Origin of the sequence: Staphylococcus sp. HMSC071G07 (genome assembly GCF_001811435.1) — a bacterium.
Taxonomy (GTDB): domain Bacteria; phylum Bacillota; class Bacilli; order Staphylococcales; family Staphylococcaceae; genus Staphylococcus; species Staphylococcus pettenkoferi.
Window position 1 is genome coordinate 21,900 of the sequence record NZ_KV804766.1, and the last position, 25,497, is coordinate 47,396.

Consider the following 25,497-nt stretch of genomic DNA (forward strand, 5'->3'; position numbering starts at 1 on the left):
GAAGTGAAGATGCTGGGGAAATTCAGGTGCTGTCTTTATTTTGTAATGAAATTAAAGTTTCATTACTTTTTTTATGAATTTGTAACAACGACAGTATGAAATTGTGTGACATCGATTTAAATGTTAAACTTTATAAGCAAAGTTCAAATTATTACCTAAGAGGTGTGAACATGATTAAACATAAGAAAGGCTCAATCTTTTCGATTATTGGTCTCTTAATAATCTTAGGTGTTTTTGTAGCTATTGGATTCTCTTTAATTAAAGACCAAGTGATTTTTAAACACGAAAAGCAAGTTGAGCATATTGAAAAGGTAGATAATACTTTAGACAAAGCTTCGAAAAAACAAGTGGATAACTATACGAAGCAACAAGTATCGAATAAGAATAACAAGTGGAGAGATGCATCTCCTGAAGAGATTAAAGATGCGATGGATTCAAGTAAGTTAATTGATAGTGATGTACAGAAATATCAATTCTTGCAACTTGATAAATATCAAGGAGTGGATCGCAATCGTATCAAACGTATGCTCGTGGATAATCCTACGTTATTGAATCATACGGACGATTTCATCAAAGCTGCGAAAGACAAACATGTCAATGAGGTTTATCTCATTTCGCACGCATTGCTTGAGACGGGCTCGGTTAACAGTGATCTCGCGAAAGGTGTGGAAATCGACGGTAAGAAATACTACAACTTCTTTGGTGTAGGCGCACTAGACGAAGATCCTGTGAAGACAGGTGGCGAATACGCGAAGAAACATGGTTGGGACACACCTGAGAAAGCCATTGCTGGCGGTGCTGACTTCATCCATGATCACTTCCTTTCTCACGATGATCAGAATACACTTTACAGCATGAGATGGAATCCTAAGAATACAGGTAAGCATCAATATGCGACAGATATTAACTGGGCTAAAAGTAATGCGAAGCTCATGTCTAATTTCTATGACAAGATGAATACAGAAGGTAAGTATTATAAATATTACGTTTATAAAGATGATGCTAAACATCAAGATAAGAAATAAGAATAGGTAAGGCGTTGCGCTCCTATTAATAAAAACCCGTAGTGGCTGAAATAGACCTCTACGGGTTTTATCATGGTTAAGACTTCATAGTGATGTCGTGAGTACTGTTTTAAGTTCTTAAAACGAACTTCTGACAGTTACTTTGCTTCATTTTTACGATTAAAGATAATCCAGAACAATAGCATGGATAGTAATACTTTGATGATAAATTTCATAAGAGGGGCCTCCTTTATTCTACTTATTGAAGTAATGGTGTTTTTCTAAAAAGTCATGTGCAACGACAGCAGGTTCTTTACCTTTGCCATCAGCTTCATAATTGAGTTGTTGCATTTGCTCGGTAGAAATTTGGCCTTCAAGTTTCTTTACTGCTTGTCGAACTTCAGGCTCTTGTCTTTGGAGACGCTTTGGCACGATAGCGCTCGCATCATAGGATGGGAAGAAGTGTTTATCGTCCTTTAATACTTTAAGATGATAGGCAGAAACACGTCCATCTGTTGTATAACCTAACGCTGCATCAAGTTTGTTGCTTTTCAAAGCATCATAAACGAGACCAATCTGCATTGGCTTTAATTGTTTAAATTTAAAGCCGTAATAGTGCGTGAATGGTCGATATCCGTCGCCACCGCGTTTAATCCAAGTTGTATCTGTTCCAACCCGAATCTTATCTTTAACTTTGTCTAAATCTGAGACGGTTTCTAAGTGATATTTCTTAGCTGTTTCTTCAGTCACCATAAATGCAAAGGTATTCTCAAACCCATACGAATCAAAGAATGTTTGATCATACTTTTCATCGAATAACCTTTGCGTTACGGACATTGCTTTCTTAGGATCTCGAATCGGTTTCTGATGCAAAGCACCTACGAGCTCAGTTCCAGTATAACGTGTACTCGAAATGTCGGCTTGACCGTTAAGTAAAGCGTTATGTTGAATCGTCGCAGACCCTAAGTTATTGATGATAGACACGTTGTATTTATTGCTATCATGTTCGATTAAATCTTTAATCATATAGGCCATGATTTGAGATTCACTCGTAGCGAGTGCGGATACTTTAATGTTCTTTTTACCTTGCGTGCTACCGCCTAAACCCGGCAAATCACAGCCCGCTAGAGTCATCACACAAATTAATATAATGATCATACCATAACGTAATCGAGACATATTGTGTAACCTCACTTATGCGTTATAAGGGTGTATATAGCGTAACACAATATATGTAAAAGTTTAATATCAGTTTAGCAAGTCTGAAAAAAGTGAATATACAAATGAATGTGTTATAAAAAGATAAAAACTTTAAAGAGGTCGATCACAATGAAGATAGCAATCATCGGCGCCGGTACTGCAGGCGTCAGTGTATTAAGAGAACTCGTTAAATATCAAGAATTTAAAGATTTAGAAGTGGATATTTACGATAATCCAGAGAATATGGGGCAGGGTGTGCCTTTCCAAAATGATAGTCAAGAATTATTGATTAACTTGCCGTCAGATCAAATGTCTTTAAATTTAGATAATCCTAGAGAATTCTACGAATGGTATGAGCGACAAGACGATTTCAAATTTGAGCATCCAGAATTCTTGCCACGCTTTATCTTTGGCCATTATATGAAGTCATATCTCAATCAATATCAACAAACGTACGACAATATCAACGTCATCTATAAAGAAGTTACAGAAGTCTACATCGATTCAAACATTGGTGATACAGAAATTAACTATCACGTCTGCACATCCAATGACATGTCTGAATGTAAAGTGTACGATGTGGTCTTCCTTGCCATTGGAACGTTGTCTTACCACGATCCCTACCATCTGAAAGGCACAAAAGGTTATATTCAAACGCCTTATCCTACATACAATACTTTAGATGAAGTGGACGATACGGATCGTATTGCGATTGTGGGTACGGGTTTAGCAAGTTTAGATGTTATTCGTTACGTTACTGCGCATCATCCTAATTTGCCGATAACTGTGACGAGTCGCAGTGGACATTTACCTAGCGTGCGTGGCGAGATGCCTGATATTGAATTTGAGTACATTACGCCCGAGCATTTTAACCGTATTAAAAAAGACTACTTTGGTAACGTGCCTCTTCAACATGCGATAGACTTATTTGTCAAAGAGTGTGAACGTTTCGATTTAGATTTAGATGAATTAGTCCATCGTAAACAGGGTGAGCCGATTCATGATTTAACTTATGATTTAGATCATCCTAAAGAAGTGGGGATCTTCCAAACGTTATTAGAAATGGTCAAAGAAAATATGAACTGGATTTGGAATAGTTTCAGTCATCAAGATCAAGAAAAATTCTTGAAAGAGTATCATGGTATTCTGAAAGCAAATTCAAATCCAATGCCACCGACTACAGCACATTTAATTATCGATGGTATTCATGACGGTTTGATTGAAATTAAGAAGAATGTGAAAGACATTTATTACGATGAGCCTAACAGTCGCTTCTGTATTTATTATGAGGAAGAAAATGAGAAACCATCCATTTTCGATATTGTCATCAATGCGACAGGTGCGAAAACGCATCTTGCCGATCTTGACCATGATGACCAGCTCGTCATTAATTTGGAGAATAGACAAGTTGTGCAGTCTCATTCGCTGGGTGGTATTCAAATCATACCTGAAACCAATCAAGTGATTAGTCCACGTTATGGCACCTTGCGACGTATGTATGCTTTTGGACAGCTCACAAATGGTATTAATCAATCACGCAATGGTGTAAATATGATTGTGAAACAAGCTGCAAGTGTTGTAGATCAAATGTTTGATAATATGAGAGAACAATAGGGAAATGAAAGACGAAGTTTAAGTTTCTGTAGACGAAGCGTCGAATTCGATGAAGAGTGTACAGTTTCGAATCTTACTCTACTTATCGTTGTAGGTGCAGGAGATGTAGTTTTAAAAAGTCTTTCTTTAACGTAAAAGATTTGGTAGTGGGGAAACGTTGACGTACGTTTCCTCGCTACCTTTTGCTTTATAGGAAGTTCTGCAAATTGAGTCGTGAAAGATGATGACGAAACGAAATGAGATGAGCGCTGATACTTGTTTCAAACGTTTGACGCTTGGAATTAGCTTCTCCACGTTATACAGACGCCTGAATTGTGTTTCACAATATTTTGATGTAAGATAATGATAGACTCAATCATCGATGTCAATTGAACAATTAAATAGAGTAATTCTTTCGGGGCAGGGTGAAATTCCCAACCGGCAGTAAGTGAAGCCTGCGACCCGAGGTCATACGATATGACCTTGGCTGATCTAGTGAGAATCTAGAGCCGACAGTATAGTCTGGATGGGAGAAAGAATGAAGTAAACGATAACCACAATTATGTGTGGTCTACTTTGTCATGTGAAGTATGCATTATAACACGGACTTACTGTGTTAATAGTGGTGACAAGCGTAAATAGAGCAGACATATGTCAGTAATATGTTGAAGTCTGCGTAAGTTAAGTTTGTGTGCCATTATGACATAAAGTCGTACTTGATTATACACATATGGAACATGTTAGTTTACTATTTTTCTCACACCTGAAGCGAAGCCTTAGGTGTTTTTTTAATGAGGTGATGAAATGAGTCATTATTTAAATTATGCTATTCAACTTGCGGAAATGGTTGAAGGACAAACTGGAGTCAATCCGCCAGTGGGTGCAGTTGTGGTTAGTCAAGGTAGAGTCGTTGGCTTAGGCGCACATCTGCGACAAGGTGATAAGCATGCTGAAGTTCAAGCCTTGGATATGGCAGGTGCAGAAGCGCAAGGTGGAACGATATATATTTCACTTGAACCTTGCACGCATTACGGTTCCACGCCCCCTTGTGTGAACAAGATTATTGATTTCGGCATTTCCAAAGTCGTGTATGCGATTAAAGATACGACGCTTTCTTCAAGAGGCGATCAGATCTTGAAAGAACACGGTATTGAGGTGGAATTCCGTTACCAAGAAGCGGCGATGAGACTTTATGAAGATTTCTTTTTTGCAAAACGTAATGCGATGCCTGAAGTAACTGTGAAAGTTTCATGCAGCTTAGATGGTAAGCAAGCGACAGATGTCGGTCAGAGTCAATGGATTACGAATAAGGCTGTGAAACAAGATGTCTTTCAATTGCGCCATACGCATGATGCGGTCATTACTGGTAACAGTACGGTTCATGCAGACGATCCGAGCTATACGACGCGCATTGAAGAGGGTAAGCATCCAGTCAGAGTCTTACTTTCTAAAAGTGGCGAAATCAATTTCGATCTGTCCATGTTTCAGGATGCCACAGCACCGATATGGATTTATACTGAAAATCCTGATCTTTCCGCAAATCAAGAACATATAGATATTATTTATTTAAAAGAATGTACAATTGAACGTATCCTTGGTAATTTATACAGCAAAGGTATTGGGCGTGTACTCGTAGAAGCAGGCCCACAAGTTACTTCTCAATTTCTCCATTCAACACTAACGAAAGAACTCATCCTTTATTATGCCCCGATTATTATAGGTGGTTCTGGTCAGCATCAATTCTACCAAACTGATGAAGTACTAGAGCTATCACAAGTTCCTAACTTTGAAATTGTTCGTACAGACATGCTTGAGCAGAATATTAAAGTCCAGTTACGAAAGAAGTGAGACGATGTTCACAGGTATCATAGAAGAAGTCGGTACGATTGAACGTATGCAGACTGTCCAATCTGTTATGACGCTCTCTATACGTTGTCAAACGATACTAGAAGATATGCAGATTGGTGATTCAATCAGTGTGAACGGCACGTGTTTAACTGTCACAGCTTTCGATTCAAATCACTTTGATGTCCAAGTCATTAAAGGTACAGAAAGCAAGACGTATTTAAACCAGTTATCTCAAGGAGACCCCGTCAATTTAGAACGGGCGATGAGTGGTCAAGGTCGATTTGGTGGTCACTTCGTACTTGGTCACGTTGACGATATTGGTCGTATCTCTCGTATTGAGAAGAACAGCAATTCAACGATTATCACAATTCAAGCACCTCAAGATTTGTTAAATCAAATGGTTTCTCGTGGCTCTATAGCGGTAGATGGAACGAGCTTAACGATATTTCAACTGCGCGCGAATGAGTTCGATATCCATCTCATTCCTGAAACGCGCCATGCGACCATTTTAGATAAAAAGAGAGAAAATGATCTCGTACATTTAGAGACAGATATGTTATTTAAATACGTTGAACGCATCATAGGAGACCAGAAAGACGGTCTCTCGGTGGATAAGATGAAAGCGTTAGGATACTAGGAGGGGTAGAGGATGAAATTTGACCGCATAGACGACGCAATAGAAGCCCTTAAGAATGGGGAAAGTGTTATTGTTGTAGATGACGAAGATAGAGAGAATGAGGGAGATCTGATAGCAGTCACGCAATGGATGAAAGAGGATACTGTAAATTTCATGGCGACATATGGACGTGGATTAATATGTGCACCCGTGAGCCAGGATATTGCACAACGTCTTGATCTAGCGCCGATGGTTTCACAGAACTCTGACGCCTTTGGAACTGCATTTACCGTGAGTATCGATCACCGTGAGACGACGACAGGAATTAGTGCAAACGAGCGCATGTTAACGGCGAAAGCGCTAGTGAGTCCAGAGACGACAGCGCAAGATTTCAACCGACCAGGTCATCTCTTCCCTCTGATTGCGAAAGACGGTGGTGTCTTAGAACGTCAAGGTCATACTGAAGCAGCGGTGGACTTAGCGAAACTTTCAGGTGCTACACCTGCCGCACTCATTTGTGAAATCATGAATGACGACGGTACGATGGCGAAAGGCGACGATTTGATGCAGTACAAAGAACAGCATGGCTTGAAGATGATTACGATTAAAGATTTGATGTATTATCGCCGTGAACGTCAAGCTCAAGCGATTCAAGCTCGTGCGAAAGTGAAGATGCCAACAGATTACGGTCAATTCGATATGTATGGTTTTACGACGCATGATGGTGAGGAAATCGTTGCTATCGTTAAAGGCGAAATTAGTGAAGTTGAGAATGTACGCTTACATTCAGCATGTATGACAGGCGACATCTTCCATAGTCAACGTTGTGATTGCGGTAAGCAATTAGAAGCATCAATGAAGTATATTCAAGAGCATGGTGGTATGATTCTTTATCTTCCTCAAGAAGGTCGAGGTATTGGATTGATTAATAAGCTACGTGCTTATGAGTTAATCGAGGATGGTTATGATACAGTAACAGCTAACACTGCGCTTGGCTTTGATGAAGACTTAAGAGATTATTTCGAAGCGGCACAAATTCTTAAACACTTTGGTATTAAAAAAGTGAATTTGTTGAGCAATAATCCAGCGAAGTTTCAAAGTTTAGAACACTATGGTATAGAGATTGCGCAACGTATCGAAGTGATTGTGCCAGAGAATGAGCATAATCATGATTATTTAATTACTAAAAGAGATAAAATGGGTCATTTGATTTAGGAGGTACACATAATGAAATTTGAAGGTAAATTAACAGGTTCAAATCTGAAAGTAGCGATTGTTGTGAGTCGTTTCAACGACTTTATTACAATGCGTTTATTAGACGGCGCGAAAGATACGCTCGTGCGTCACGAAGTAGATGAGGATAATATTGATGTGGCACTCGTTCCAGGTGCATTTGAAATTCCACTTGTAGCGAAGAAATTAGCGCAAAAAGGTAAATACGATGCAGTTATCACACTCGGTTGTGTCATCCGCGGTTCCACTACACATTATGATTATGTCTGCAACGAAGTTTCTAAAGGTATTTCACGCGCAAACGACGCGACAGATGTTCCAGTCATCTTCGGTATTGTGACTACTGAAAATATTGAACAAGCCGTTGAACGTGCAGGTACGAAAGCAGGAAACAAAGGTGCAGATGCAGCGATGAGTGCGATTGAAATGGCTAATTTATTTAAAACAATTAATGAAAATTAAGAGCGTGAACATAAGTAAGGGCAAGTTGAGTAGATTTCTACTTAACTTGCCCATTCTTTAATTTGAGAATAATATTAATCTTTCTATCAAGAAAATTCTAACTACTTTGTGATAAATATGAGCACTGTCTCTAAATAAGACAATGTAAGTATCACGAAGTTATTTTTTAGCGAATTTCGTAACGAGACCTGCAACTACTCCGAAGCCAACTAAAGCGCCAGCTACAAAGCCTGTCTTCTTCAATGATTCAGGTGTCACGAATTCTTTGAATGCAAGATTTAAGTTCTGAGGACGTTCTGCTAAACGTCTCATAAAGTAACTAAACCAGTCATCCCCATATGGAACGTAAACACAGAAATTATAACCCTCATTAGCGATTTCTTCGGCTAGTTCAGATCTGAAGCCGTAAAGCATTTGGAATTCGAATTGATCTCGCTCGATATTATGATCTTTCACGTATTGCTTCACGTGATTGATGATTTTGTCATCGTGTGTCGCAATTGAAGTTACATGCTCTGCATTGTTCAGCCTTTTTTCAATGAGATGAATATAATTTCGATCAATGTCTTCTTTCGTTTGGTAGGCGATATCTTCTTTCTCTTTATAAGCACCTTTAACCATACGTAATCTTAATTCTGGATATTTGTCGACAAGATCATCTGCTTTATATAGATAAGCTTGAATAACGGTACCGACATTTTTGAATTCACCTTTTAAACGATCAATCGTTTGAGTAATATCAGCTAAGCTATCGTATTTTTCTGTATCGATATTGATATGCATGTTTCCAAATTCATTAGCTTTCAATAATATTTCTCTTAAATTACGATAAGCTAATTCTAAATCGAACTCAGATCCGAGTTGACTGAGTTTCACTGACATGTGCGCATCGACATTATGGTTGTTGATCGCGTACATGACTTCGAGGATTTCATGTTTCGCTAAGATGGCTTCGCCTTCATTCTCAACGAATTCTCCCAGTTTATCTACTGTCACTGTAATCCCTTTGTCGTTGAGCTTTTGAATTGTATCGATGAGCTGGTCCATCGTGTTTCCAGCTACTACTCGATTTGCTCCTAGTGTAGGGCCGATACTCTTAGCGAGTTTGTTTAAAAAAGTATTATTAGATATACCTATAAAAAAATCTTTCACTAGTGGCATTGAAATTCCTCCCATTCCTTTAGAAATATTGTGCCTTTCATATAGTGTAGCATGAAATGAATAGTAGTGAAATCGTTTACAAACACATAATTTACACAATTTGGAAATTTTCAAACATTAAAAGTGTGATAGAAATTGCGACGCGGGACGTTTAGCCTTTTACCTATAAAATAAAGAAAATAGTTGTTAAGGCCTTAAACAATCAGATTAAGTGTGTTTAGAAAGAAAGTGAAGTATTTTAAAAAGGAGAGTAGGTTGAACGTGGAAATACGGAAACAGAGTTTGATACAATAAAGAATAAGAACTTGAAGAAGAAGGGATTTAGAAGACATGTGGAAATGGGAAACTGAAAGCGAGGCGAAAGGCGTCATCGTCATCGCGCATAATATGTTAGAACACACAGGTCGATATGCATATCTCATCACGATGTTGCGACGCCAAGGCTATCATGTCATCATGGGCGATTTACCTGGACAAGGTCAGACTTCTCGTGCAAATAAAGGACAAATCGAGAGTTTCGATGTTTATCATGAAGCTGTCCTTGAGTGGATCCGCATTGCGAACGAGTACAAGTTACCTACATATCTCCTCGGCGTGGGTCTAGGCGGACTTATTGCGCTCAATTTATTGGAAAAGACTGAGGTACCGATTGAAGGCCTATTACTCGTTTCTCCACTGTTAGAATTTACGAAAACGGCTAAGACGCGTAAAGATAAAATACTTTCAAATATTGGAAAGTTAGCGAAAGATACACGCTTTAATATTGGAATTGAAGCACGTGATTTAACGCGTAATGAAGAAGTAATTGAGGAAACTGAAGATGATCAAATGATGTTGCGTAAAGTGACATATTACTGGTACAAAGAAGTAACTGAAATTATGAAAGAAACCGTAGAGCATTTGAAAGATATTAAATCATTACCGTTGCTCTTGATGCTAGGGACAGAAGATAAGATTGCTGATATAGATGTGATGCGTGAAGTGAAAGTGAAGGTAGCTACACCAGAACTGTACTATAAAGAATGGTCTGGACTGTATCATGAAGTCCATAACGAACCGGAAAGAGATGAAGTGATGCGTTACATTCTAGCTTTCTTAAATAACAGTGTCAGCAATCTTGGGTTCATCATTGATGACGAAAATCAAGTTAATTCGACTGACTAATGATAAAGGGTAAGCTCACATGGATCGTTTAAAATTATAATGCCATGAAGGTATCGGAAGACTAGGATTTCACACTTAGCGCTTGTGTATTTTAAGTGTCTGTGAAGTTCTAGTCTTTTTTAGGTTTTGTAAGATGACTCGAACAATCCTTGTTTGAAAAGTTGGCAAATGTATAAACATACTGTAAGCGTGAGTAATTATATAGTGACGAAAATTTTACATAAAGCTATTAATCTTGCTTTTTATAGAAATATTTGGTATATTTAATTTGTGAAATAAATCACATAGTTATACAAAGTTTTGTGATAGGAGAGAGTAAGTATGGAACGTACGAAAGGTAATAAAGTAGTATTAGTTGGAGACGGTGCAGTAGGTTCAAGCTACGCATTTGCAATGGTAGCGAAAGGTGTAGCAGACGAGCTTGTCATCATCGATCTCAATGAAGATAAAGTGAAAGGTGACGTAATGGACCTCAACCATGGTGCCCCTTATGGTGATTCACGCGTGACTGTTAAAGCAGGTCAATATAGCGATTGTTCAGATGCTGATATCGTAGTTATCACTGCTGGAGCGGCTCAGAAACCAGGTGAGACACGTTTAGACTTAGTTGAGAAAAATACGAAGATCTTTAAATCTATCGTGACAGAAATCATGAACAGTGGTTTCGACGGTATCTTCCTTATCGCGACAAACCCTGTCGACATCTTAACTTATGTCACTTATAAAGTATCAGGTTTACCGAAAGAACGTGTTATCGGTTCTGGCACAATCCTAGATACTGCGCGTTTCAAATTTGAACTCGCTGAAGAATTTGGTGTATCTCCAGGTAGTGTCCACGGTCAAATTATCGGCGAACATGGTGATTCAGAGTTAGCTGTATGGTCACAAGCAAATATCGCAGGTCAACCTTTATTTGATATTTTAAAAAATGATAAAAAACGTGAAAAACGCATTGAAGAAATCTTCGTACGTACACGTGATGCAGCATATGAAATTATTGAAGCCAAAGGTGCGACTTACTACGGAATTGCGATGGGCTTATTACACATTACTAAAGCCATCCTCTTTAACCAAAAGAAAGTCCTCACTGTATCTAGCTATCTAGAAGGTGAATATGGACAAGAAGATGTATACATTGGCGTTCCAACATTAGTAACTCGTGATGGTGCGCAACGTATCTTTGAATCCCCGTTAAGTGAAGAGGAACAAGCGCAATTTGATAAGTCAGCACAAGTGCTTAAAGAAATGCAAGATAAAATTCAAAACCATATAATTGCATAAATCATAGATTGATCTTAAAATGATAATGAGATTAATTTAATATAAAATGTTTTGTGAATTTACTATATCTCTTTAGACAAACTATTTACATTGCATTTAACATATAGTCATTTTAAACTGTAGAATGTAAAGTGTTACTTCATGATGCGTAGGGATGTTATTGTAAAGTAACACTTCTTCTACAGTGTTCTACATTTTATATAAATTAATTTTTTCTTTATCGATAAAATCTATGATTGGAGGAATGTTTGATGGGGAACACGACTGAACAAAAGGTGACGAATATTTTAGAACTTGAATCTTTATTTAAAGATGTTGAAGCGATCTTCAACAGTGTTCAAAGCGAATACGAGTTATCTAAAGAGGAAGTTCTAATTCTATTGACGCTTTGGGACAAAGGTTCTATGACGTTAAAGGAAATGGATGATCACGTACCTGTTAAATCATATAAACGTACACGTACGTACAATGATTTAGTAGAGAAATCATGGGTTACTAAAGAAAGACCTAAAAATGATGAACGTACAGTGATTATTCACTTCAATGCTTCTATGAAGAAAGAGAAAGAACAACTGTTAGATTACATCATTAAAGAAGCACAAGAGAGAAAAGAAAAAATGCAATCCAGTCTTAATTCTATATTAAATTTATCATAATAATAAATCTCGGTTGGAGAAGTCCACGTACTTCTTCGACCGAGATTTTTTATAATGCATGTTAATTTTTTTGTTAAGCTTTAGATGGCTTGCACTGTGCTACCATCCGTTTAGCACGAATCAGCGTTTCTCTATCGCACAAATAAACGGCGGGTGATTCTGTTGGTTGATAAACTGATACTGAAGTACATGTGCTTTTTGCTGATCGATCTTACTCAAGTATTCTAATAGAGCGTCTTTTTCTTCAGTGCCTCCGGGATGGCCGTGATAAATGACGAGTATGATGATACCTTCGGGCGCCAACATTTCCATTATCGCTTCAATGGCAGCAATCGTTGAAGGCGCTTGAGTAATAATCGTTTTATCACCGTGAGGGAGGTAACCTAAATTGAAGATAGCCGCATCGATATGTCCACGGTGTTCTGGAGCAAGGTGTTGCGCAACATTCGCATGACTGTCTTGAATCAGTTGAACATTTGAATAGCCATTAACGCGCTCCTCAGTTTCTGATATCGCAGTAGCTTGAATATCGAAACCATAAACATAACCTTGAGGTGTCTGTTGCACCAGGTACAGCGTATCGTGTCCGTTACCACACGTCGCATCAATAACGATACTATCTTCTTTAATATGTTGGTTTAATAGCCTTTTACTAAAAGGGAGGATGCGTTCAACTTTCATGACTGAACCTTGCTTTCAAACTTTTTACCTTGATAGGAATGACGGCGTGCAAGTTCGTCATCTATCTCGTTAAGCACTTCCCACTTATTCACGCTCCACATTGGGCCTACCATCAAATCAATCGGACCGTCGCCAGTAATGCGATGAACAATCATCTCTGGAGGAATGACCTCAAGTTGGTCACAAACAAGATTCGTGTACTCGTCTTGTGACATAAACTCCAGCATACCTTTCTCATATTGTTTAACCATCGGCGTACCTTTAAGCAGATGCAGAAGGTGAATCTTAATACCTTGTACATCCATTTGTGCGACTTCACGTGCTGTCTCCATCATCATGTCGTAATCTTCGCCCGGCAAACCGTTGATGATGTGCGTACAAATATTAATATTATGTTTACGTAACTTCTCGATACCTTCATAATACGTTTGCATATCATGTGCGCGATTGATGAGGTCAGAGGTACGTTGATGTACTGTTTGTAAACCTAACTCTACCCATAAATACGTGCGCTCATTTAACTCAGCTAGATATTCTACGACGTCATCTGGCAAGCAATCGGGACGAGTGGCGATAGATAAACCGACCACACCATCTTCTTTCAACGCAGCCTCATATTTCTCACGTAAGACTTCGACAGGCGCATGTGTGTTAGTGAATGCCTGGAAGTAAGCAATATACTGACCTTCATGCCATTTCTCATGCATACGGTCTTTAATTTCTTTAAATTGTACTTCAATAGGATCTGCTCGGTTACCCGCGAAGTCACCACTTCCAGCTGCTGAACAGAATGTACAACCGCCGTGCGCAACTGTGCCATCTCTGTTCGGACAGTCAAACCCACCATCTAAAGCGACTTTAAATATCTTCTGACCAAATTTATTTTTCAAGTGATAGTTCCAAGTATGATATCTTTTATCTTCAAATGCGTAAGGGAAATATTTACCCATGTTACATTTTCCTTTCTAAGTCATATAATCTTTCCACATTTTAATATATTCTTCTACCTTACTGGTGATAGTGAGAGAGGTCAAGTACAGGCTTTTACTCGCTAATAGTAAAAGAGGCATCTCGAAAATTTCTTTAATAAATAACAAAGGTTAATTAAAGGTAACTTTATAGAATGGAAAGTTAATTAAATAATAATTACTATTAACTGTGTTATAGTGAGTATAAATGTTGTTCTTACGAAAGGGGCGGTGTGAATGAAGATGCCTAAAGCGGTTTGGTGGCTCATCATAGGTATGGCTCTGAATATCACAGGTGCCAGCTTCCTCTGGCCATTGAACACCATTTATATGAAAGAAGAGTTAGGGAAGAGTTTAACGCTCGCTGGTATCGTACTCATGATTAATTCATTTGGGATGGTCATAGGCAATCTGCTTGGGGGAACGTTGTTTGATAAACTGGGCGGTTATCGAACCATTCTAAGCGGGACAGTTATCTGTTTAACGAGTACGACATTGCTCTTCTTCTTTCATGGTTGGCCTTGGTATGCGATTTGGTTGGTGTGCCTCGGATTCGGTGGGGGAATGATTATACCTGCGATTTACGCTATGGCAGGTGCTGTGTGGCCTCGAGGTGGACGGCAAACCTTTAATGCGATTTATCTCGCTCAGAATATAGGCGTTGCACTTGGAGCGACGACAGGCGGATTTGTGGCAGAGATTGACTTTAACTATATCTTCTTAGCCAACCTCATCATGTATGTGTGTTTCGCGGTTGTAGCGGTTACCCAGTTTAATCTTCAAATGACATACAAAGTGAAACCACAAGAGAACACCGGGTTATTCTCCAAAGCTCAACGTCCACAATTTATAGCGCTATTGCTCGTTTGTCTCATGTTTATTATTTGTTGGATTGCTTATATCCAATGGGAGAGTACGATCGCTTCATTCACCCAACAATTGAACATATCGATGAGCCAGTACAGTGTGCTGTGGGCGATTAATGGTGTGATGATCTTAGTGGCACAGCCGCTCATTCGTCCAGTGATTTATCTGTTACGTGGAAACTTGAAGTATCAAATGTTCGTCGGAATAGGAATCTTTGCATTATCATTTTTAATCACAAGCTTTGCAGAACACTTTATCATCTTCGTCATCGGCATGATTATTCTAACTTTTGGTGAGATGTTCGTCTGGCCAGCAGTGCCGACGATTGCGAACCATTTAGCTCCGAAAGGGAAAGAGGGCGCTTATCAAGGTTACGTTAATTCAGCCTCTACGGTGGGGAAAGCGCTAGGTCCTTTTTTCGGTGGGGCACTCGTCGATATGTTTAACATGCAGACGATGTTCTTAAGCATGATTGGTCTCTTGATTATCGCGTTGGTTGTGGTTGGTTTTTATGATAAAAGTTTACCCGAGGATCGGCGACCTTAACTCACTAGTTCGGGTAAAAGCATTTTACAATTTAAACTTGAAATCATGACCCCGAACACTTAATATAAGTAATGTATAGGAGTAGTAATTTAGATGTTCGTCAACAGAGAGCTAGGATGGTGGAAACTAGCGGCGAAACACTAAGTGAACTTACCGGATTATAAATGAATTGAGCGACATCTCTTACTATTATTGTAATGAAGTGCACTGAGTGTGAACAAGGGTGGTACCGCGGCAAGGTTATTGTCGTCCCTGAATGTGTGGATAATAGTATGAGGTGTTTTTTCATGAATTGGAGGAGAGAAAGTGAGCTTTAATCACAAAGAAATAGAACGCAAATGGCAACACTATTGGGACGAACATGAAACGTTTAAAGCGACTGACGACTTTGGTCAGAAGAAATTCTATGCGCTAGATATGTTTCCGTACCCATCAGGTGCAGGCTTACACGTAGGTCATCCTGAAGGTTATACGGCGACGGATATTATTTCACGTTATAAACGCATGCAAGGTTATAATGTGTTACATCCTATGGGTTGGGATGCTTTCGGCTTACCAGCGGAGCAATATGCATTAGATACTGGGAACAACCCAAGAGCTTTTACACAACAAAATATTGATACGTTCAAACGTCAAATCAAAGAACTCGGTTTCAGCTATGACTGGAGTCGTGAAGTGAATACAACAGATCCTGATTATTATAAATGGACGCAATGGATTTTTATTCAACTTTATAATCAAGGGCTTGCATACGTTGATGAAGTAGCAGTGAACTGGTGTCCTGAACTAGGCACAGTACTTTCTAATGAAGAAGTTGTAGATGGCGTCTCAGAACGTGGCGGACATCCCGTTTATCGTCGCCCGATGAAACAATGGGTCTTGAAGATTACTGAATACGCGGATCGTTTACTTGAAGATTTAGACGACTTAGATTGGCCAGAATCAATTAAAGATATGCAACGTAACTGGATTGGTCGTTCAGAAGGGGCTTCTATTCGCTTCGACATCAAAGGTGATACAGAAGAACAAATTGAAGTGTATACGACACGCCCAGATACAGTGTATGGATCAAGCTTCCTAGTGCTAAGTCCAGAACATAGCCTTGTTGAAACAGTGACAACTGAAGCACAACAAGAACAAGTGAAAGCGTATCAAGAAGAAGCGGCGAAGAAATCAGACTTAGAACGTACGGGTCTTGCCAAAGAGAAGTCAGGCGTATTCACAGGTGGCTACGCGATTAACCCATTAAACGGTGAAGAAGTGCCAGTATGGATTGCAGATTATGTGCTTGCAACATACGGTACAGGTGCAGTTATGGGTGTGCCTAGTGGTGACCAACGTGACTACGAATTCGCGCAAACGTTCGATTTACCAATCATTCCTATCATCGACGGTGGAGATTTATCTAAAGAAGCCTACGATGGTGACGGACCACACATCAATTCAGGTGAATTAAACGGTTTACACAATGACGAAGCCATCGTTAAAGCAATTGAGTTACTTGAAGCCTCTGGTGCAGGTGAACGCAAAGTCAATTACAAACTACGTGATTGGCTCTTCAGTCGTCAACGTTATTGGGGAGAACCTATTCCAGTGATTCACTGGGAAGATGGCACAATGAGTACAGTTCCTGAAGACGAATTACCACTTTTACTACCTGAAACAGATGAAATTAAACCTTCAGGTAATGGTGAATCACCACTTGCAAACATCGATGACTTTGTGAACGTGGTAGATCCTGAAACAGGCATGAAAGGACGTCGTGAAACGAATACGATGCCCCAATGGGCAGGTAGTTGCTGGTACTACTTACGCTACATCGACCCTAATAACGACGAACAACTTGCAGACCCTGAGAAATTGAAACACTGGCTACCTGTTGATCTCTATATCGGCGGTGTAGAACATGCGGTGCTTCACTTACTTTACTCTCGTTTCTGGCATAAAGTGCTTTATGATATCGGCGTAGTGCCTACGAAAGAGCCGTTCCAGAAGCTATATAACCAAGGTATGATTCTCGGTGAGGGTAACGAGAAGATGAGTAAGTCGAAAGGTAACGTGATCAACCCAGACGATATCGTACAATCTCATGGCGCAGATACGCTACGTCTTTACGAAATGTTCATGGGTCCTTTAGACGCAGCGATTGCTTGGAGTGAAAAAGGTCTCGAAGGTTCCCGTCGTTTCTTAGATCGTATTTGGCGTTTACTCATTAACGAAGATGGTTCATTATCTGAAAAAGTGGTAAACATTAATAAGGGTACGTTAGATAAGACTTATAACCAAACTGTGAAGAAAGTCACTGAAGACTTCGAAAGCTTAAGCTTTAATACTGCTATTAGTCAACTCATGGTCTTTATCAATGATAGCTATAAAGCAGACGAACTTTACAAACCATATATTGAAGGTTTCGTTAAAATGCTCGCACCAATTGCACCGCACTTAGGTGAAGAGCTATGGTCTAAATTGGGTCATGACGAAACAATCACGTATGAATCTTGGCCAACATATGATGAATCTATGTTAGTGGATGATGAAATCGAAATTGTTGTTCAAGTCAATGGTAAATTACGAGCTAAGCTTAACATTTCTAAAGATATGTCTAAGGAAGAAATGGAAGAGGTTGCATTAGCAAATGATAATGTTAAAGCTGCTATCGAAGGTAAAGAAGTGAAGAAAGTTATAGCAGTACCACAGAAATTGGTTAATATTGTTGCTAAATAAAAGAAAGGGAGCGTTTTAATTATGGAAAGCATTACAGTAGATCAATTAAAAGAGAAGATCTTAGATTCCAACCCAGTCAACATTGTTGATGTTCGTACTGACGAAGAAACAGCAATGGGTACAATTCCAGGAGCAAAAACGATTCCGATGGATCAAATTGAAGATAATCTTAACTATTTCGATAAAGATCAAACATACTACATCGTATGTAAAGTAGGCGGTCGTAGTGCGAAAGTCGTCCAATATTTACAATCCCAAGGCATTCACGCAGTAAACGTTGAAGGCGGCATGGATGCTTGGGGCGATGAAGGTTTAGAAATCGACAGTATCTAATTGCTGAGTATGATGAACAGAAATGTTTAAGTATATCTAAATAAAATCACCCGAAGATGATGGAAAGTCATCTTCGGGTGATTTTTGAGTTCATTTAAGATTTTAGCAGCACGGTAAAGTGAATTCTAGATATTGTGAATCGTAGTGATCGCACGTGTATGATATGAACTGACTTTTAACCATAAGCTCACACGTTTGCGTTTACTCATCAGCGTGACTGTCAGGTACGAACTGACCTGCGTTGAGCCCAGCTACATGTCCTGTGACAAGTGCACTCGTAATATTATAGCCACCCGTGTAACCGTGAATATCCAGTACTTCACCGCTAAAGAAGAGTCCTGGAACGAGTTTGGACATCATCTTCTTCGGATAAAGCTCTTTCAATTTCACGCCACCGCCTGTGACAAATGCTTTATCTAAAGGAAGCGTGCCATTCACGCTAAATTCAAAATGTTTGAGCTGTGAGACTAACGCTTGTAGTTGCATGTTAGATAGATGATGGCCCGTCAAATCAAGTGGAATGTCGGCTTGTTCCAGCATAAAGAGTAAATAACGTTCTTCAACTAAACCGTGTAGACTATTCTTTACCGCTTTATCAGGTGCGTCTTGAATCATTTGACGGATTTGCGCTTGCAACTGATCTTGTTTCATTTCAGGAAAGACATCGAGGCTCATGCGTACATCTTGGTGCTTTTGTTTCTGTTGCTCTTTGTAAACAAACTGACTACATCTTAATGCGGCAGGACCACTGATGCCGAAATGGGTGAAGATCATGTCCATTTGATGTGTGATTCGCGCTTTACCATTTTTCTTCAGTACAGATAACGCCACATCTTTAAGACTTAGGCCTTTAAGTCGTTTGTTTTTGATAAAAGGTTCTGGAGATTTAATAGGTACTTCTGTAGGGAAGAGTTCTGTAATCGTATGACCCAGACTTTCCGCGAAACGATAACCATCCCCAGTAGACCCTGTTTGAGGCACACTTGTCCCACCTGTACTAATGATGACAGTGCGTGAATGAACTTGTGCTTGATTGTTCAAGGTTAGCGTAAAATAATCTTCGTGATGCTCAATTTGATTAACTTGTGTTTCTTCTATTACTTCGACACCTTGGTCGTAAATCGTTTGAGTAAGGGTATCTACAACATCTTGCGCTTTGTTAGATACTGGAAACATTCGGCCATGGTCTTCTTCTTTTAGTTTCACGCCGCGACTTTCGAAGAATTCGATAATGGATTCATTGTCAAAGATAGAGAAAGGACTATAAAGAAATTTACCATTGCCAGGTATGTTTTGAATAATTTCTGCATAAGGGAGACGATTCGTAACATTACAACGACCGCCACCTGAAATTTTTAATTTACGTCCTAAACCTTTTTTCTTTTCAATCAGCAAGACATTATCGCTATGTTGACTTGCTGCGACGGCTGCCATACTTCCGCTCGGTCCGCCGCCAATGATTACTGTTTGATACATGCTTAATCCTCCATTTTAGGATAATCCGTTTACTCATTAGTGTATTATAGCAATCTTAGTTAGTATGTTATAGGGTAAGTATGTGAGAATTTCTCAAACTTTCAGTGTCAACATGATATAATATCTCGCAGCGATAATCATTTTATAGTAATATAGTTTTGAAAAATCAGTCGTATAACGTTATGATGAAATTTATGGTAATTATAGAAAAACTTAATTAAAGATAGGAAGATAAGGATGAGTGAAAGTAAAGAATTAGTGAGGGGAACGTTTCTCATTACATTGAGTATCTTGATCACCAAAGTGCTCGGTGTAATTTACAACATTCCTTTCTATCACATTATGGGGGATGAGAAGAATCTCGCCCCGTTCAGTTATGCTTACACGCCGTATAATATCGCTATTGCAGTAGCGACGGCAGGTGTACCACTCGCAGCGTCTAAATATGTTTCTAAATATAATGCTTTAGGCGCCTACAAAGTGAGTCGCAAGCTCTACCGTTCGAGCTTTATAGTGATGGCAATTACCGGTATCATTGGTTTCTTAGTGCTTTACGGCCTAGCGCCAACGATTGCACACGTCACGCTCGCACATGAGAATGGTGCACAAGGTGGCTGGACACTCGCTGATATCACGTGGATTATACGAATTATTAGTTTCGTAGTTATCTTTATTCCACTGTTAGCGACATGGCGAGGCGTCTTCCAAGGTTACAAGTCAATGGGACCTACTGCTGTGTCAGAAGTGACAGAGCAAGTCGCACGTATTCTATTCATCTTAGTCGGTGCATACTTAGTGCTCAACGTCTATAATGGCTCACTATTATTAGCCAATGGTGTAGCTACATTCGGTGCTGCAGTTGGTGCGATTATCGGTATCTTCACGCTGTGGTACTATTGGCGTAAAAGAAAGTCAAATATTGAGCAGATGGTTCAAGAAGACCACACCAATATAGATGTATCTTATGGACAAATGTACAAAGAAATTATTTCGTACAGTATTCCATTCGTTATCGTTAGCTTGAACTTCCCACTCTTTAACATGGTGGATCAGTTTACACATAACTTTGCTTTGGGCTTAGCAGGCGTGCCGCAAAGTTTACACGATAGTTTCTTTACGATGCTGAACTTCACGACAAATAAGATTGTCATGATTCCAACATCGTTATCAGCAGGATTTGCAGTCAGCTTAATTCCATTTATCACGAAGACCTTTGCATCCGGTGAAACGACAGAAATGCACCGTCAAATTCGCACATCTCTAGGTGTATTGATGTTTATCACAGTACCTGCAAGTTTAGGCATTATGGCGCTGGCGTCACCACTGTACACAGTGTTCTACAAATTTCAACCCGATGGCAGTTTACTATTGTTCTTCTATGCGCCAGTATCGATCTTAATTGCATTGTTAAGTGTGACAGCTTCTATGCTCCAAGGTATCGATAAACAGAAACTTACTGTCTTCGTCATCTTAGCAGCAGTCGTGATTAAACTCGGTTTAAACATACCATTGATTATGCTGTTCCACACACCAGGTGCGGTGCTTTCAACAGGTATTGCGTTATTGTTCGCTAATATTTGTAATTTAATTATTTTAAAAGTTTATGCGAAATATGACTTCCGTGAAACATGGATTCAATTTGGTAAAATATTCATGTACGGCTTTATCATGATGATTGGTGTAGAACTGACATTCTTCGTTCTGCAATTGTTCTTATCACCTGTTAGCAAAGTGAACGCGCTCATCATTCTTATCGTAGGTGTTATTGTTGGTGCCTTGATTTACGGCATTATCTCTATGAAGACGCATCTTGCGGACGAATTCTTAGGTGACATCCCGAACAAGATACGTAGCAAGTTAGGATTTTTAAAATGAGAATAGATAAATACTTAGCTCAAATGGGCGTGGGCACGCGTTCAGAAGTGAAGCAGTTATTGAAAAAAGGACGCGTGACGATTAATGATAAGGTTGAAAAGTCGCCGAAAGTGCATGTGGATCCAGAGCGCGACGAGATAAGCTGTGATGGCGAGACGATTACTTATATCGATAAAGTTTATCTCATGCTGAATAAACCTCAAGACGTAATTTCAGCAACTGAAGATGACGCTCAGCGTACGGTGATAGATCTGATTCCAGAATATCAACATTTAGGTATCTTTCCTGTAGGCCGCTTAGATAAAGATACTGAGGGACTCTTGCTGATCACGAACGACGGACAATTTAACCATGATTTGATGAGTCCTAAAAAACATGTGGCCAAAACTTATGAAGTGCTATCAGAAAAAAATATTACCAATCATGATATAGATATGTTTAAATCGGGTATAGAGTTAAATGATGGTGCTACGAAACCAGCTATATTGAAACAAACTGATACTCCCAATCAATCGTTAGTAACTCTATATGAGGGACGGTATCATCAAGTTAAACGAATGTTTCATGCCATAGACAATGAGGTAAAAGCATTAAAACGCATCAAGATTGGAGCACTTCCACTTGATGAAGATTTAGCTCCTGGTACGTATCGCCAATTAACTCAGGAAGAATTAGAGTTACTGAAACAATAACTATAAAAAAGAGGTGTTAATTATGTCTAAGTTTCTTAAAGTTGTATTAGGACTCGGCGGTGTTGCCGCAGCAGTACTTTTATCTCGCAAAGAAAACAGAGATAGATTAAAGGAAGAGTACAACAAATACAAAGAAGATCCAGAAGGCTACAAACAGAACGCGAAAGAGGTAGCTGAATCTTATAAAGAGAACGCGAAAGAAGCGGCTCAGAATTATAAAGAGAAAGCAAGCTCTGTAGCAAGCGACCTACAAGAAAAAGCTGGAGATACTATCGAAGAAGTGAAGAAAGATCCTAAAGCCTATGCGAAAAAGGTGAAAGAAGATCCGAAAGGCTTCTTAAATGAACAAAAAGAACGCTTCATCAATGGTGAAGAGAAAAAAGAAGACCACGTTGAAGAAGCACGCTTCGCTGACGAAGGTGCTGTAGATCCTTCAAACAACTTACGTGTGGTTTCTGAAGAAGATTTGAAAAATAATCAAAACCAACCTAAACAAGATAAAAACAAATAATAATTGAGATTTGTGCTTGGCTTACATACGTTGTGGGCCAAGCTTTTTAATTAGGGGCAAGCATGGAAAATAGTCGTCAAGGGCTCGTATCATTAAAACCCAAAGCAAGCCGTATTCATAACTGAATGAGCGTTAATTCCTAGTGCAGATATGTTCACAGAAAGCGAGAGTATATGATATTAAAGTTCAGAATTATTTAAACAGTAGAAATTATTCTGAGAAATTTGTTCTTCCCACTGTAGTTCACGCTTAATTTGATGTAGAATAAAGAGAAACCCAGTTTTTTAAACAAAGGAAGTTGATAAGTAATGTGGAAAGAAAAAGTACAAGCGTATGAAGATCAAATCATTGAAGATTTGAAAGGATTACTATCAATTGAAAGTGTCAGAGACGACGATAAGGCATCTGAAGATAATCCAGTAGGCCCTGGCCCACGCAAAGCATTAGACTATATGTATCAATTAGCTGACCGAGATGGTTTCAATACACATGATGTAGACCATATCGCAGGTCGTTTAGAAGCAGGTGCAGGCGATGACGTATTCGGTATACTTTGTCACGTGGATGTCGTGCCAGCTGGAGAAGGTTGGGATAGCGATCCATTTGATCCAGTCGTAACTGACGACCGCATTATTGCGCGTGGTTCACTTGATGACAAAGGACCAACGATTGCGGCTTACTACGCTGTGAAGATTCTCAATGAAATGAATGTAGATTGGAAGAAACGTATACATATCATCATTGGTACGGATGAAGAATCTGATTGGTTATGTACAGACCGCTATTTCAAGACTGAAGAAATGCCGAAATTAGGTTTCGCCCCTGATGCTGAATTCCCTGCTATTCACGGTGAAAAGGGGATTAGTGTCTTCGATATCGTACAAGATCAGAAAGATGATGACGATGACGAGCCTGAATATGAATTATATGCTTTTGAATCTGGTCAACGTTATAACATGGTACCTGATCAAGCAACAGCACGCTTATTCGTTAAAGAAAATATGACAGATGTTATTCAGAACTTTGAACAATTCTTAGTAGAACATCAACTTGAAGGTTCTAATTATGTTGATAGCGGCATCTTGCACTTGAACGTGGAAGGTAAAGCTGTTCATGGTATGGACCCATCTATCGGTGTGAATGCCGGATTGTATTTACTCCATTTCTTAGCGACGCTCAATTTAGACAAGACAGCTACGAACTTCGTACAAATCGGTGAAAGATATTTATTTGAATCTCATTTTGGTGAAAAAATGGGAATGAAATTCCACACTGACAACATGGGCGATGTTACAACAAACGTCGGTGTAGTGAGCTATGATAACCAAGAAGGCGGTAAATTCGGCGTGAACCTACGTTATCCGCAAGGTTTCGAATTTGATAAATCGATGGCCCGTTTCGAAGAAGAAATCAAAGCATTTGGTTTCAGTATCGATATGGGTAAAGTCCAAGAGCCACACTATGTTGAGAAAGATGACCCATTTGTACAGAAACTTGTAGAAGCTTACCGCAATCAAACAGGTGACAATTCAGAACCATATACTATCGGTGGCGGTACGTATGCACGTAATTTAGATAAAGGTGTGGCATTCGGTGCGATGTTCCCAGAGTCTGAAGATCTCATGCATCAGAAGAACGAATACATTACGAAAGATCAATTATTCCGCGCAACGAGTATTTACTTAGAAGCACTTTATTCAATCTGTGTGGAGGGATAGTTATGACAAAGGTATTAATCAATCAGAAACTCGTAGACGAACAAGAAGCAACCATTCCATACAACGATCGTGGATTTATTTTTGGGGATGGTATTTACGAATATATTCGCGTTTATAACAATAAGATTTTTACAGCTAAAGAACATTTCGAGCGTTTGTTACGTAGTGCGAATGAAATCGGCTTAGACATCGACCACACGGTAGACTCTTTAACGGAGCTCGTGAAAGAACTCGTCGTAGCAAACAAGGTTGTGAATGGGGGCGTTTATCTCCAAATCACACGCGGTGCTGCGCCTCGTGATCATCGTTTCCCAACTCCGCCAGTTGAGCCAACGTTGATGGGCTTTAGTAAAAGTTACGGACGCCCGTTCAAAGATATGGATCAAGGTATTAGTGCAGTAACTACTGAGGACATTCGCTGGTTACGTTGTGATATTAAAAGTTTAAACTTACTCGGTAATGTGCTTGCACGAGAATATGCAGAAAAATATAACGCTGACGAAGCGATTCAACATAGAGAGGGTATTGTTACAGAAGGATCAGCAAGTAACGCATATGCTGTGAAAGACGGCGTGATTTATACACATCCAATCAATAACTACATCCTGAACGGTATCACGCGTCAAGTTGTGAGCTGGATTTGTGAAGATGAAGGCATACCATTCAAAGAAGAAACATTTGATGTAGATTTCCTTAAAAATGCGGATGAAGTGATCATCACGAATACCTCTGTAGAAATCATGGGTGTGATTAAATTAGATGGTGAACAGGTCGGTAATGGTCAAGTAGGTCCGATTACGAAACAACTGCAAACACGATTTAATCACTACATTGATACGCACTGTGTCTAAGCGTAACTGAATAGACTGAGCACTTTGAGAGAAGGCG

Annotated in this window: 22 protein-coding genes and 1 riboswitch; of the genes, 17 read left to right on the forward strand and 5 right to left on the reverse strand. The window is 39.3% G+C overall.

Going from position 1 to position 25,497, the window contains the following annotated elements:
• Positions 1–170 precede the first annotated feature (170 nt).
• Positions 171–1,025, forward strand: coding sequence for a peptidoglycan release complex glucosaminidase SagB (locus HMPREF2802_RS04020; RefSeq protein ID WP_070502843.1), 855 nt, complete (start codon positions 171–173; stop codon positions 1,023–1,025).
• Positions 1,026–1,259: 234 nt separating this feature from the next.
• Here the strand turns inward: HMPREF2802_RS04020 and HMPREF2802_RS04025 are convergent, their stop codons facing one another.
• The gene (locus HMPREF2802_RS04025) at positions 1,260–2,183 is read right to left on the reverse strand and encodes an osmoprotectant ABC transporter substrate-binding protein (RefSeq protein ID WP_070502844.1); all 924 of its coding nucleotides are present in this window, start codon (positions 2,181–2,183) and stop codon (positions 1,260–1,262) included.
• A 150-nt stretch (positions 2,184–2,333) separates the two neighbouring features.
• Here HMPREF2802_RS04025 and HMPREF2802_RS04030 point away from each other — a divergent pair, with 150 nt between their 5' ends.
• The 5 genes from HMPREF2802_RS04030 (at position 2,334) to ribE (ending at position 7,956) form a co-directional block, all read left to right on the forward strand.
• On the forward strand, positions 2,334–3,818 hold the full coding sequence (locus HMPREF2802_RS04030) for an FAD/NAD(P)-binding protein (RefSeq protein ID WP_070502845.1): 1,485 nt from the start codon (positions 2,334–2,336) through the stop codon (positions 3,816–3,818).
• 386 nt (positions 3,819–4,204) lie between these two features.
• A riboswitch (FMN riboswitch) is annotated at positions 4,205–4,339 on the forward strand.
• 262 nt (positions 4,340–4,601) lie between these two features.
• Positions 4,602–5,645 (forward strand): bifunctional diaminohydroxyphosphoribosylaminopyrimidine deaminase/5-amino-6-(5-phosphoribosylamino)uracil reductase RibD, encoded by a 1,044-nt coding sequence (gene ribD / locus HMPREF2802_RS04035; RefSeq protein WP_070502846.1) that lies wholly within the window; start codon positions 4,602–4,604, stop codon positions 5,643–5,645.
• Positions 5,646–5,649: 4 nt separating this feature from the next.
• The gene (locus HMPREF2802_RS04040; RefSeq protein WP_049411205.1) at positions 5,650–6,282 is read left to right on the forward strand and encodes a riboflavin synthase; all 633 of its coding nucleotides are present in this window, start codon (positions 5,650–5,652) and stop codon (positions 6,280–6,282) included.
• A gap of 12 nt (positions 6,283–6,294) precedes the next feature.
• On the forward strand, positions 6,295–7,476 hold the full coding sequence (locus tag HMPREF2802_RS04045; protein WP_002471554.1) for a bifunctional 3,4-dihydroxy-2-butanone-4-phosphate synthase/GTP cyclohydrolase II: 1,182 nt from the start codon (positions 6,295–6,297) through the stop codon (positions 7,474–7,476).
• A 12-nt stretch (positions 7,477–7,488) separates the two neighbouring features.
• Positions 7,489–7,956 carry a 6,7-dimethyl-8-ribityllumazine synthase gene (gene ribE, locus HMPREF2802_RS04050; protein ID WP_002471545.1) on the forward strand — a complete coding sequence of 156 codons (468 nt, stop codon included), beginning with the start codon at positions 7,489–7,491 and terminating at the stop codon, positions 7,954–7,956.
• A 159-nt stretch (positions 7,957–8,115) separates the two neighbouring features.
• Here ribE and HMPREF2802_RS04055 read toward each other — a convergent pair whose 3' ends face one another.
• The gene (locus HMPREF2802_RS04055; RefSeq protein WP_049411210.1) at positions 8,116–9,117 is read right to left on the reverse strand and encodes a proline dehydrogenase family protein; all 1,002 of its coding nucleotides are present in this window, start codon (positions 9,115–9,117) and stop codon (positions 8,116–8,118) included.
• A 330-nt stretch (positions 9,118–9,447) separates the two neighbouring features.
• On the opposite strand from HMPREF2802_RS04055, the gene HMPREF2802_RS04060 reads away from it, so the two are divergent.
• The 3 genes from HMPREF2802_RS04060 to HMPREF2802_RS04070 all read left to right on the forward strand — a co-directional run bounded on the left by HMPREF2802_RS04060 (position 9,448) and on the right by HMPREF2802_RS04070 (position 12,218).
• Positions 9,448–10,281, forward strand: a complete 834-nt coding sequence (locus tag HMPREF2802_RS04060; RefSeq protein WP_070502847.1) for an alpha/beta fold hydrolase — start codon at positions 9,448–9,450, stop codon at positions 10,279–10,281.
• A gap of 321 nt (positions 10,282–10,602) precedes the next feature.
• Positions 10,603–11,562, forward strand: a complete 960-nt coding sequence (locus HMPREF2802_RS04065) for an L-lactate dehydrogenase (RefSeq protein WP_002472993.1) — start codon at positions 10,603–10,605, stop codon at positions 11,560–11,562.
• A 251-nt stretch (positions 11,563–11,813) separates the two neighbouring features.
• On the forward strand, positions 11,814–12,218 hold the full coding sequence (locus HMPREF2802_RS04070) for a transcriptional regulator, SarA/Rot family (RefSeq protein WP_002472994.1): 405 nt from the start codon (positions 11,814–11,816) through the stop codon (positions 12,216–12,218).
• A 120-nt stretch (positions 12,219–12,338) separates the two neighbouring features.
• Here HMPREF2802_RS04070 and HMPREF2802_RS04075 read toward each other — a convergent pair whose 3' ends face one another.
• Together HMPREF2802_RS04075 and HMPREF2802_RS04080 are read right to left on the reverse strand one after the other, a co-directional pair.
• On the reverse strand, positions 12,339–12,899 hold the full coding sequence (locus HMPREF2802_RS04075; protein WP_070502848.1) for a tRNA 5-(aminomethyl)-2-thiouridylate-methyltransferase MnmM: 561 nt from the start codon (positions 12,897–12,899) through the stop codon (positions 12,339–12,341).
• Positions 12,896–13,849 (reverse strand): tRNA modification radical SAM protein MnmL/YtqA, encoded by a 954-nt coding sequence (locus HMPREF2802_RS04080; protein ID WP_002472992.1) that lies wholly within the window; start codon positions 13,847–13,849, stop codon positions 12,896–12,898. The genes HMPREF2802_RS04075 and HMPREF2802_RS04080 overlap by 4 nt, the downstream gene beginning before the upstream one ends.
• Before the next feature lie 255 nt (positions 13,850–14,104).
• On the opposite strand from HMPREF2802_RS04080, the gene HMPREF2802_RS04085 reads away from it, so the two are divergent.
• From HMPREF2802_RS04085 to HMPREF2802_RS04095, 3 genes are all read left to right on the forward strand, one after another.
• A complete protein-coding gene (locus HMPREF2802_RS04085; RefSeq protein WP_002472997.1) occupies positions 14,105–15,280 on the forward strand; it encodes an MDR family MFS transporter in 1,176 nt (391 codons plus the stop codon).
• Between the two features lie 306 nt (positions 15,281–15,586).
• Positions 15,587–18,004 (forward strand): leucine--tRNA ligase, encoded by a 2,418-nt coding sequence (gene leuS / locus HMPREF2802_RS04090; RefSeq protein ID WP_070502849.1) that lies wholly within the window; start codon positions 15,587–15,589, stop codon positions 18,002–18,004.
• Positions 18,005–18,025: 21 nt separating this feature from the next.
• Positions 18,026–18,337 carry a rhodanese-like domain-containing protein gene (locus HMPREF2802_RS04095; protein WP_002472996.1) on the forward strand — a complete coding sequence of 104 codons (312 nt, stop codon included), beginning with the start codon at positions 18,026–18,028 and terminating at the stop codon, positions 18,335–18,337.
• 201 nt (positions 18,338–18,538) lie between these two features.
• On the opposite strand, the gene HMPREF2802_RS04100 is transcribed toward HMPREF2802_RS04095, so the two are convergent.
• Positions 18,539–19,813, reverse strand: coding sequence for a BaiN/RdsA family NAD(P)/FAD-dependent oxidoreductase (locus HMPREF2802_RS04100; protein WP_070502850.1), 1,275 nt, complete (start codon positions 19,811–19,813; stop codon positions 18,539–18,541).
• Positions 19,814–20,050: 237 nt separating this feature from the next.
• On the opposite strand from HMPREF2802_RS04100, the gene HMPREF2802_RS04105 reads away from it, so the two are divergent.
• The 5 genes from HMPREF2802_RS04105 (at position 20,051) to dat (ending at position 25,460) form a co-directional block, all read left to right on the forward strand.
• Entirely contained in the window at positions 20,051–21,688 is a 1,638-nt protein-coding gene (locus HMPREF2802_RS04105) for a putative polysaccharide biosynthesis protein (RefSeq protein WP_070502851.1), read from the forward strand.
• Entirely contained in the window at positions 21,685–22,380 is a 696-nt protein-coding gene (locus HMPREF2802_RS04110; RefSeq protein ID WP_070502852.1) for a pseudouridine synthase, read from the forward strand. Before HMPREF2802_RS04105 ends, HMPREF2802_RS04110 begins: the two co-directional genes overlap by 4 nt.
• A 22-nt stretch (positions 22,381–22,402) precedes the next feature.
• Entirely contained in the window at positions 22,403–22,891 is a 489-nt protein-coding gene (locus HMPREF2802_RS04115; protein ID WP_002473000.1) for a YtxH domain-containing protein, read from the forward strand.
• 308 nt (positions 22,892–23,199) lie between these two features.
• Positions 23,200–24,609: a dipeptidase PepV gene (pepV, locus tag HMPREF2802_RS04120; RefSeq protein WP_070502853.1), complete on the forward strand. Its 1,410-nt coding sequence runs from the start codon at positions 23,200–23,202 to the stop codon at positions 24,607–24,609.
• A 2-nt stretch (positions 24,610–24,611) separates the two neighbouring features.
• Positions 24,612–25,460 (forward strand): D-amino-acid transaminase, encoded by an 849-nt coding sequence (dat, locus tag HMPREF2802_RS04125; protein ID WP_049411236.1) that lies wholly within the window; start codon positions 24,612–24,614, stop codon positions 25,458–25,460.
• Positions 25,461–25,497: the final 37 nt, after the last annotated feature.

Coding starts and splice junctions, on each gene's coding strand:
- HMPREF2802_RS04020 (WP_070502843.1), top strand. CDS start 171: ATGATTAAACATAAGAAAGGCTCAATCTTTTCGATTATTGGTCTCTTA.
- HMPREF2802_RS04025 (WP_070502844.1), bottom strand. CDS start 2,183: ATGTCTCGATTACGTTATGGTATGATCATTATATTAATTTGTGTGATG.
- HMPREF2802_RS04030 (WP_070502845.1), top strand. CDS start 2,334: ATGAAGATAGCAATCATCGGCGCCGGTACTGCAGGCGTCAGTGTATTA.
- ribD (WP_070502846.1), top strand. CDS start 4,602: ATGAGTCATTATTTAAATTATGCTATTCAACTTGCGGAAATGGTTGAA.
- HMPREF2802_RS04040 (WP_049411205.1), top strand. CDS start 5,650: ATGTTCACAGGTATCATAGAAGAAGTCGGTACGATTGAACGTATGCAG.
- HMPREF2802_RS04045 (WP_002471554.1), top strand. CDS start 6,295: ATGAAATTTGACCGCATAGACGACGCAATAGAAGCCCTTAAGAATGGG.
- ribE (WP_002471545.1), top strand. CDS start 7,489: ATGAAATTTGAAGGTAAATTAACAGGTTCAAATCTGAAAGTAGCGATT.
- HMPREF2802_RS04055 (WP_049411210.1), bottom strand. CDS start 9,117: ATGCCACTAGTGAAAGATTTTTTTATAGGTATATCTAATAATACTTTT.
- HMPREF2802_RS04060 (WP_070502847.1), top strand. CDS start 9,448: ATGTGGAAATGGGAAACTGAAAGCGAGGCGAAAGGCGTCATCGTCATC.
- HMPREF2802_RS04065 (WP_002472993.1), top strand. CDS start 10,603: ATGGAACGTACGAAAGGTAATAAAGTAGTATTAGTTGGAGACGGTGCA.
- HMPREF2802_RS04070 (WP_002472994.1), top strand. CDS start 11,814: ATGGGGAACACGACTGAACAAAAGGTGACGAATATTTTAGAACTTGAA.
- HMPREF2802_RS04075 (WP_070502848.1), bottom strand. CDS start 12,899: ATGAAAGTTGAACGCATCCTCCCTTTTAGTAAAAGGCTATTAAACCAA.
- HMPREF2802_RS04080 (WP_002472992.1), bottom strand. CDS start 13,849: ATGGGTAAATATTTCCCTTACGCATTTGAAGATAAAAGATATCATACT.
- HMPREF2802_RS04085 (WP_002472997.1), top strand. CDS start 14,105: ATGAAGATGCCTAAAGCGGTTTGGTGGCTCATCATAGGTATGGCTCTG.
- HMPREF2802_RS04095 (WP_002472996.1), top strand. CDS start 18,026: ATGGAAAGCATTACAGTAGATCAATTAAAAGAGAAGATCTTAGATTCC.
- HMPREF2802_RS04100 (WP_070502850.1), bottom strand. CDS start 19,813: ATGTATCAAACAGTAATCATTGGCGGCGGACCGAGCGGAAGTATGGCA.
- HMPREF2802_RS04105 (WP_070502851.1), top strand. CDS start 20,051: ATGAGTGAAAGTAAAGAATTAGTGAGGGGAACGTTTCTCATTACATTG.
- HMPREF2802_RS04110 (WP_070502852.1), top strand. CDS start 21,685: ATGAGAATAGATAAATACTTAGCTCAAATGGGCGTGGGCACGCGTTCA.
- HMPREF2802_RS04115 (WP_002473000.1), top strand. CDS start 22,403: ATGTCTAAGTTTCTTAAAGTTGTATTAGGACTCGGCGGTGTTGCCGCA.
- pepV (WP_070502853.1), top strand. CDS start 23,200: ATGTGGAAAGAAAAAGTACAAGCGTATGAAGATCAAATCATTGAAGAT.
- dat (WP_049411236.1), top strand. CDS start 24,612: ATGACAAAGGTATTAATCAATCAGAAACTCGTAGACGAACAAGAAGCA.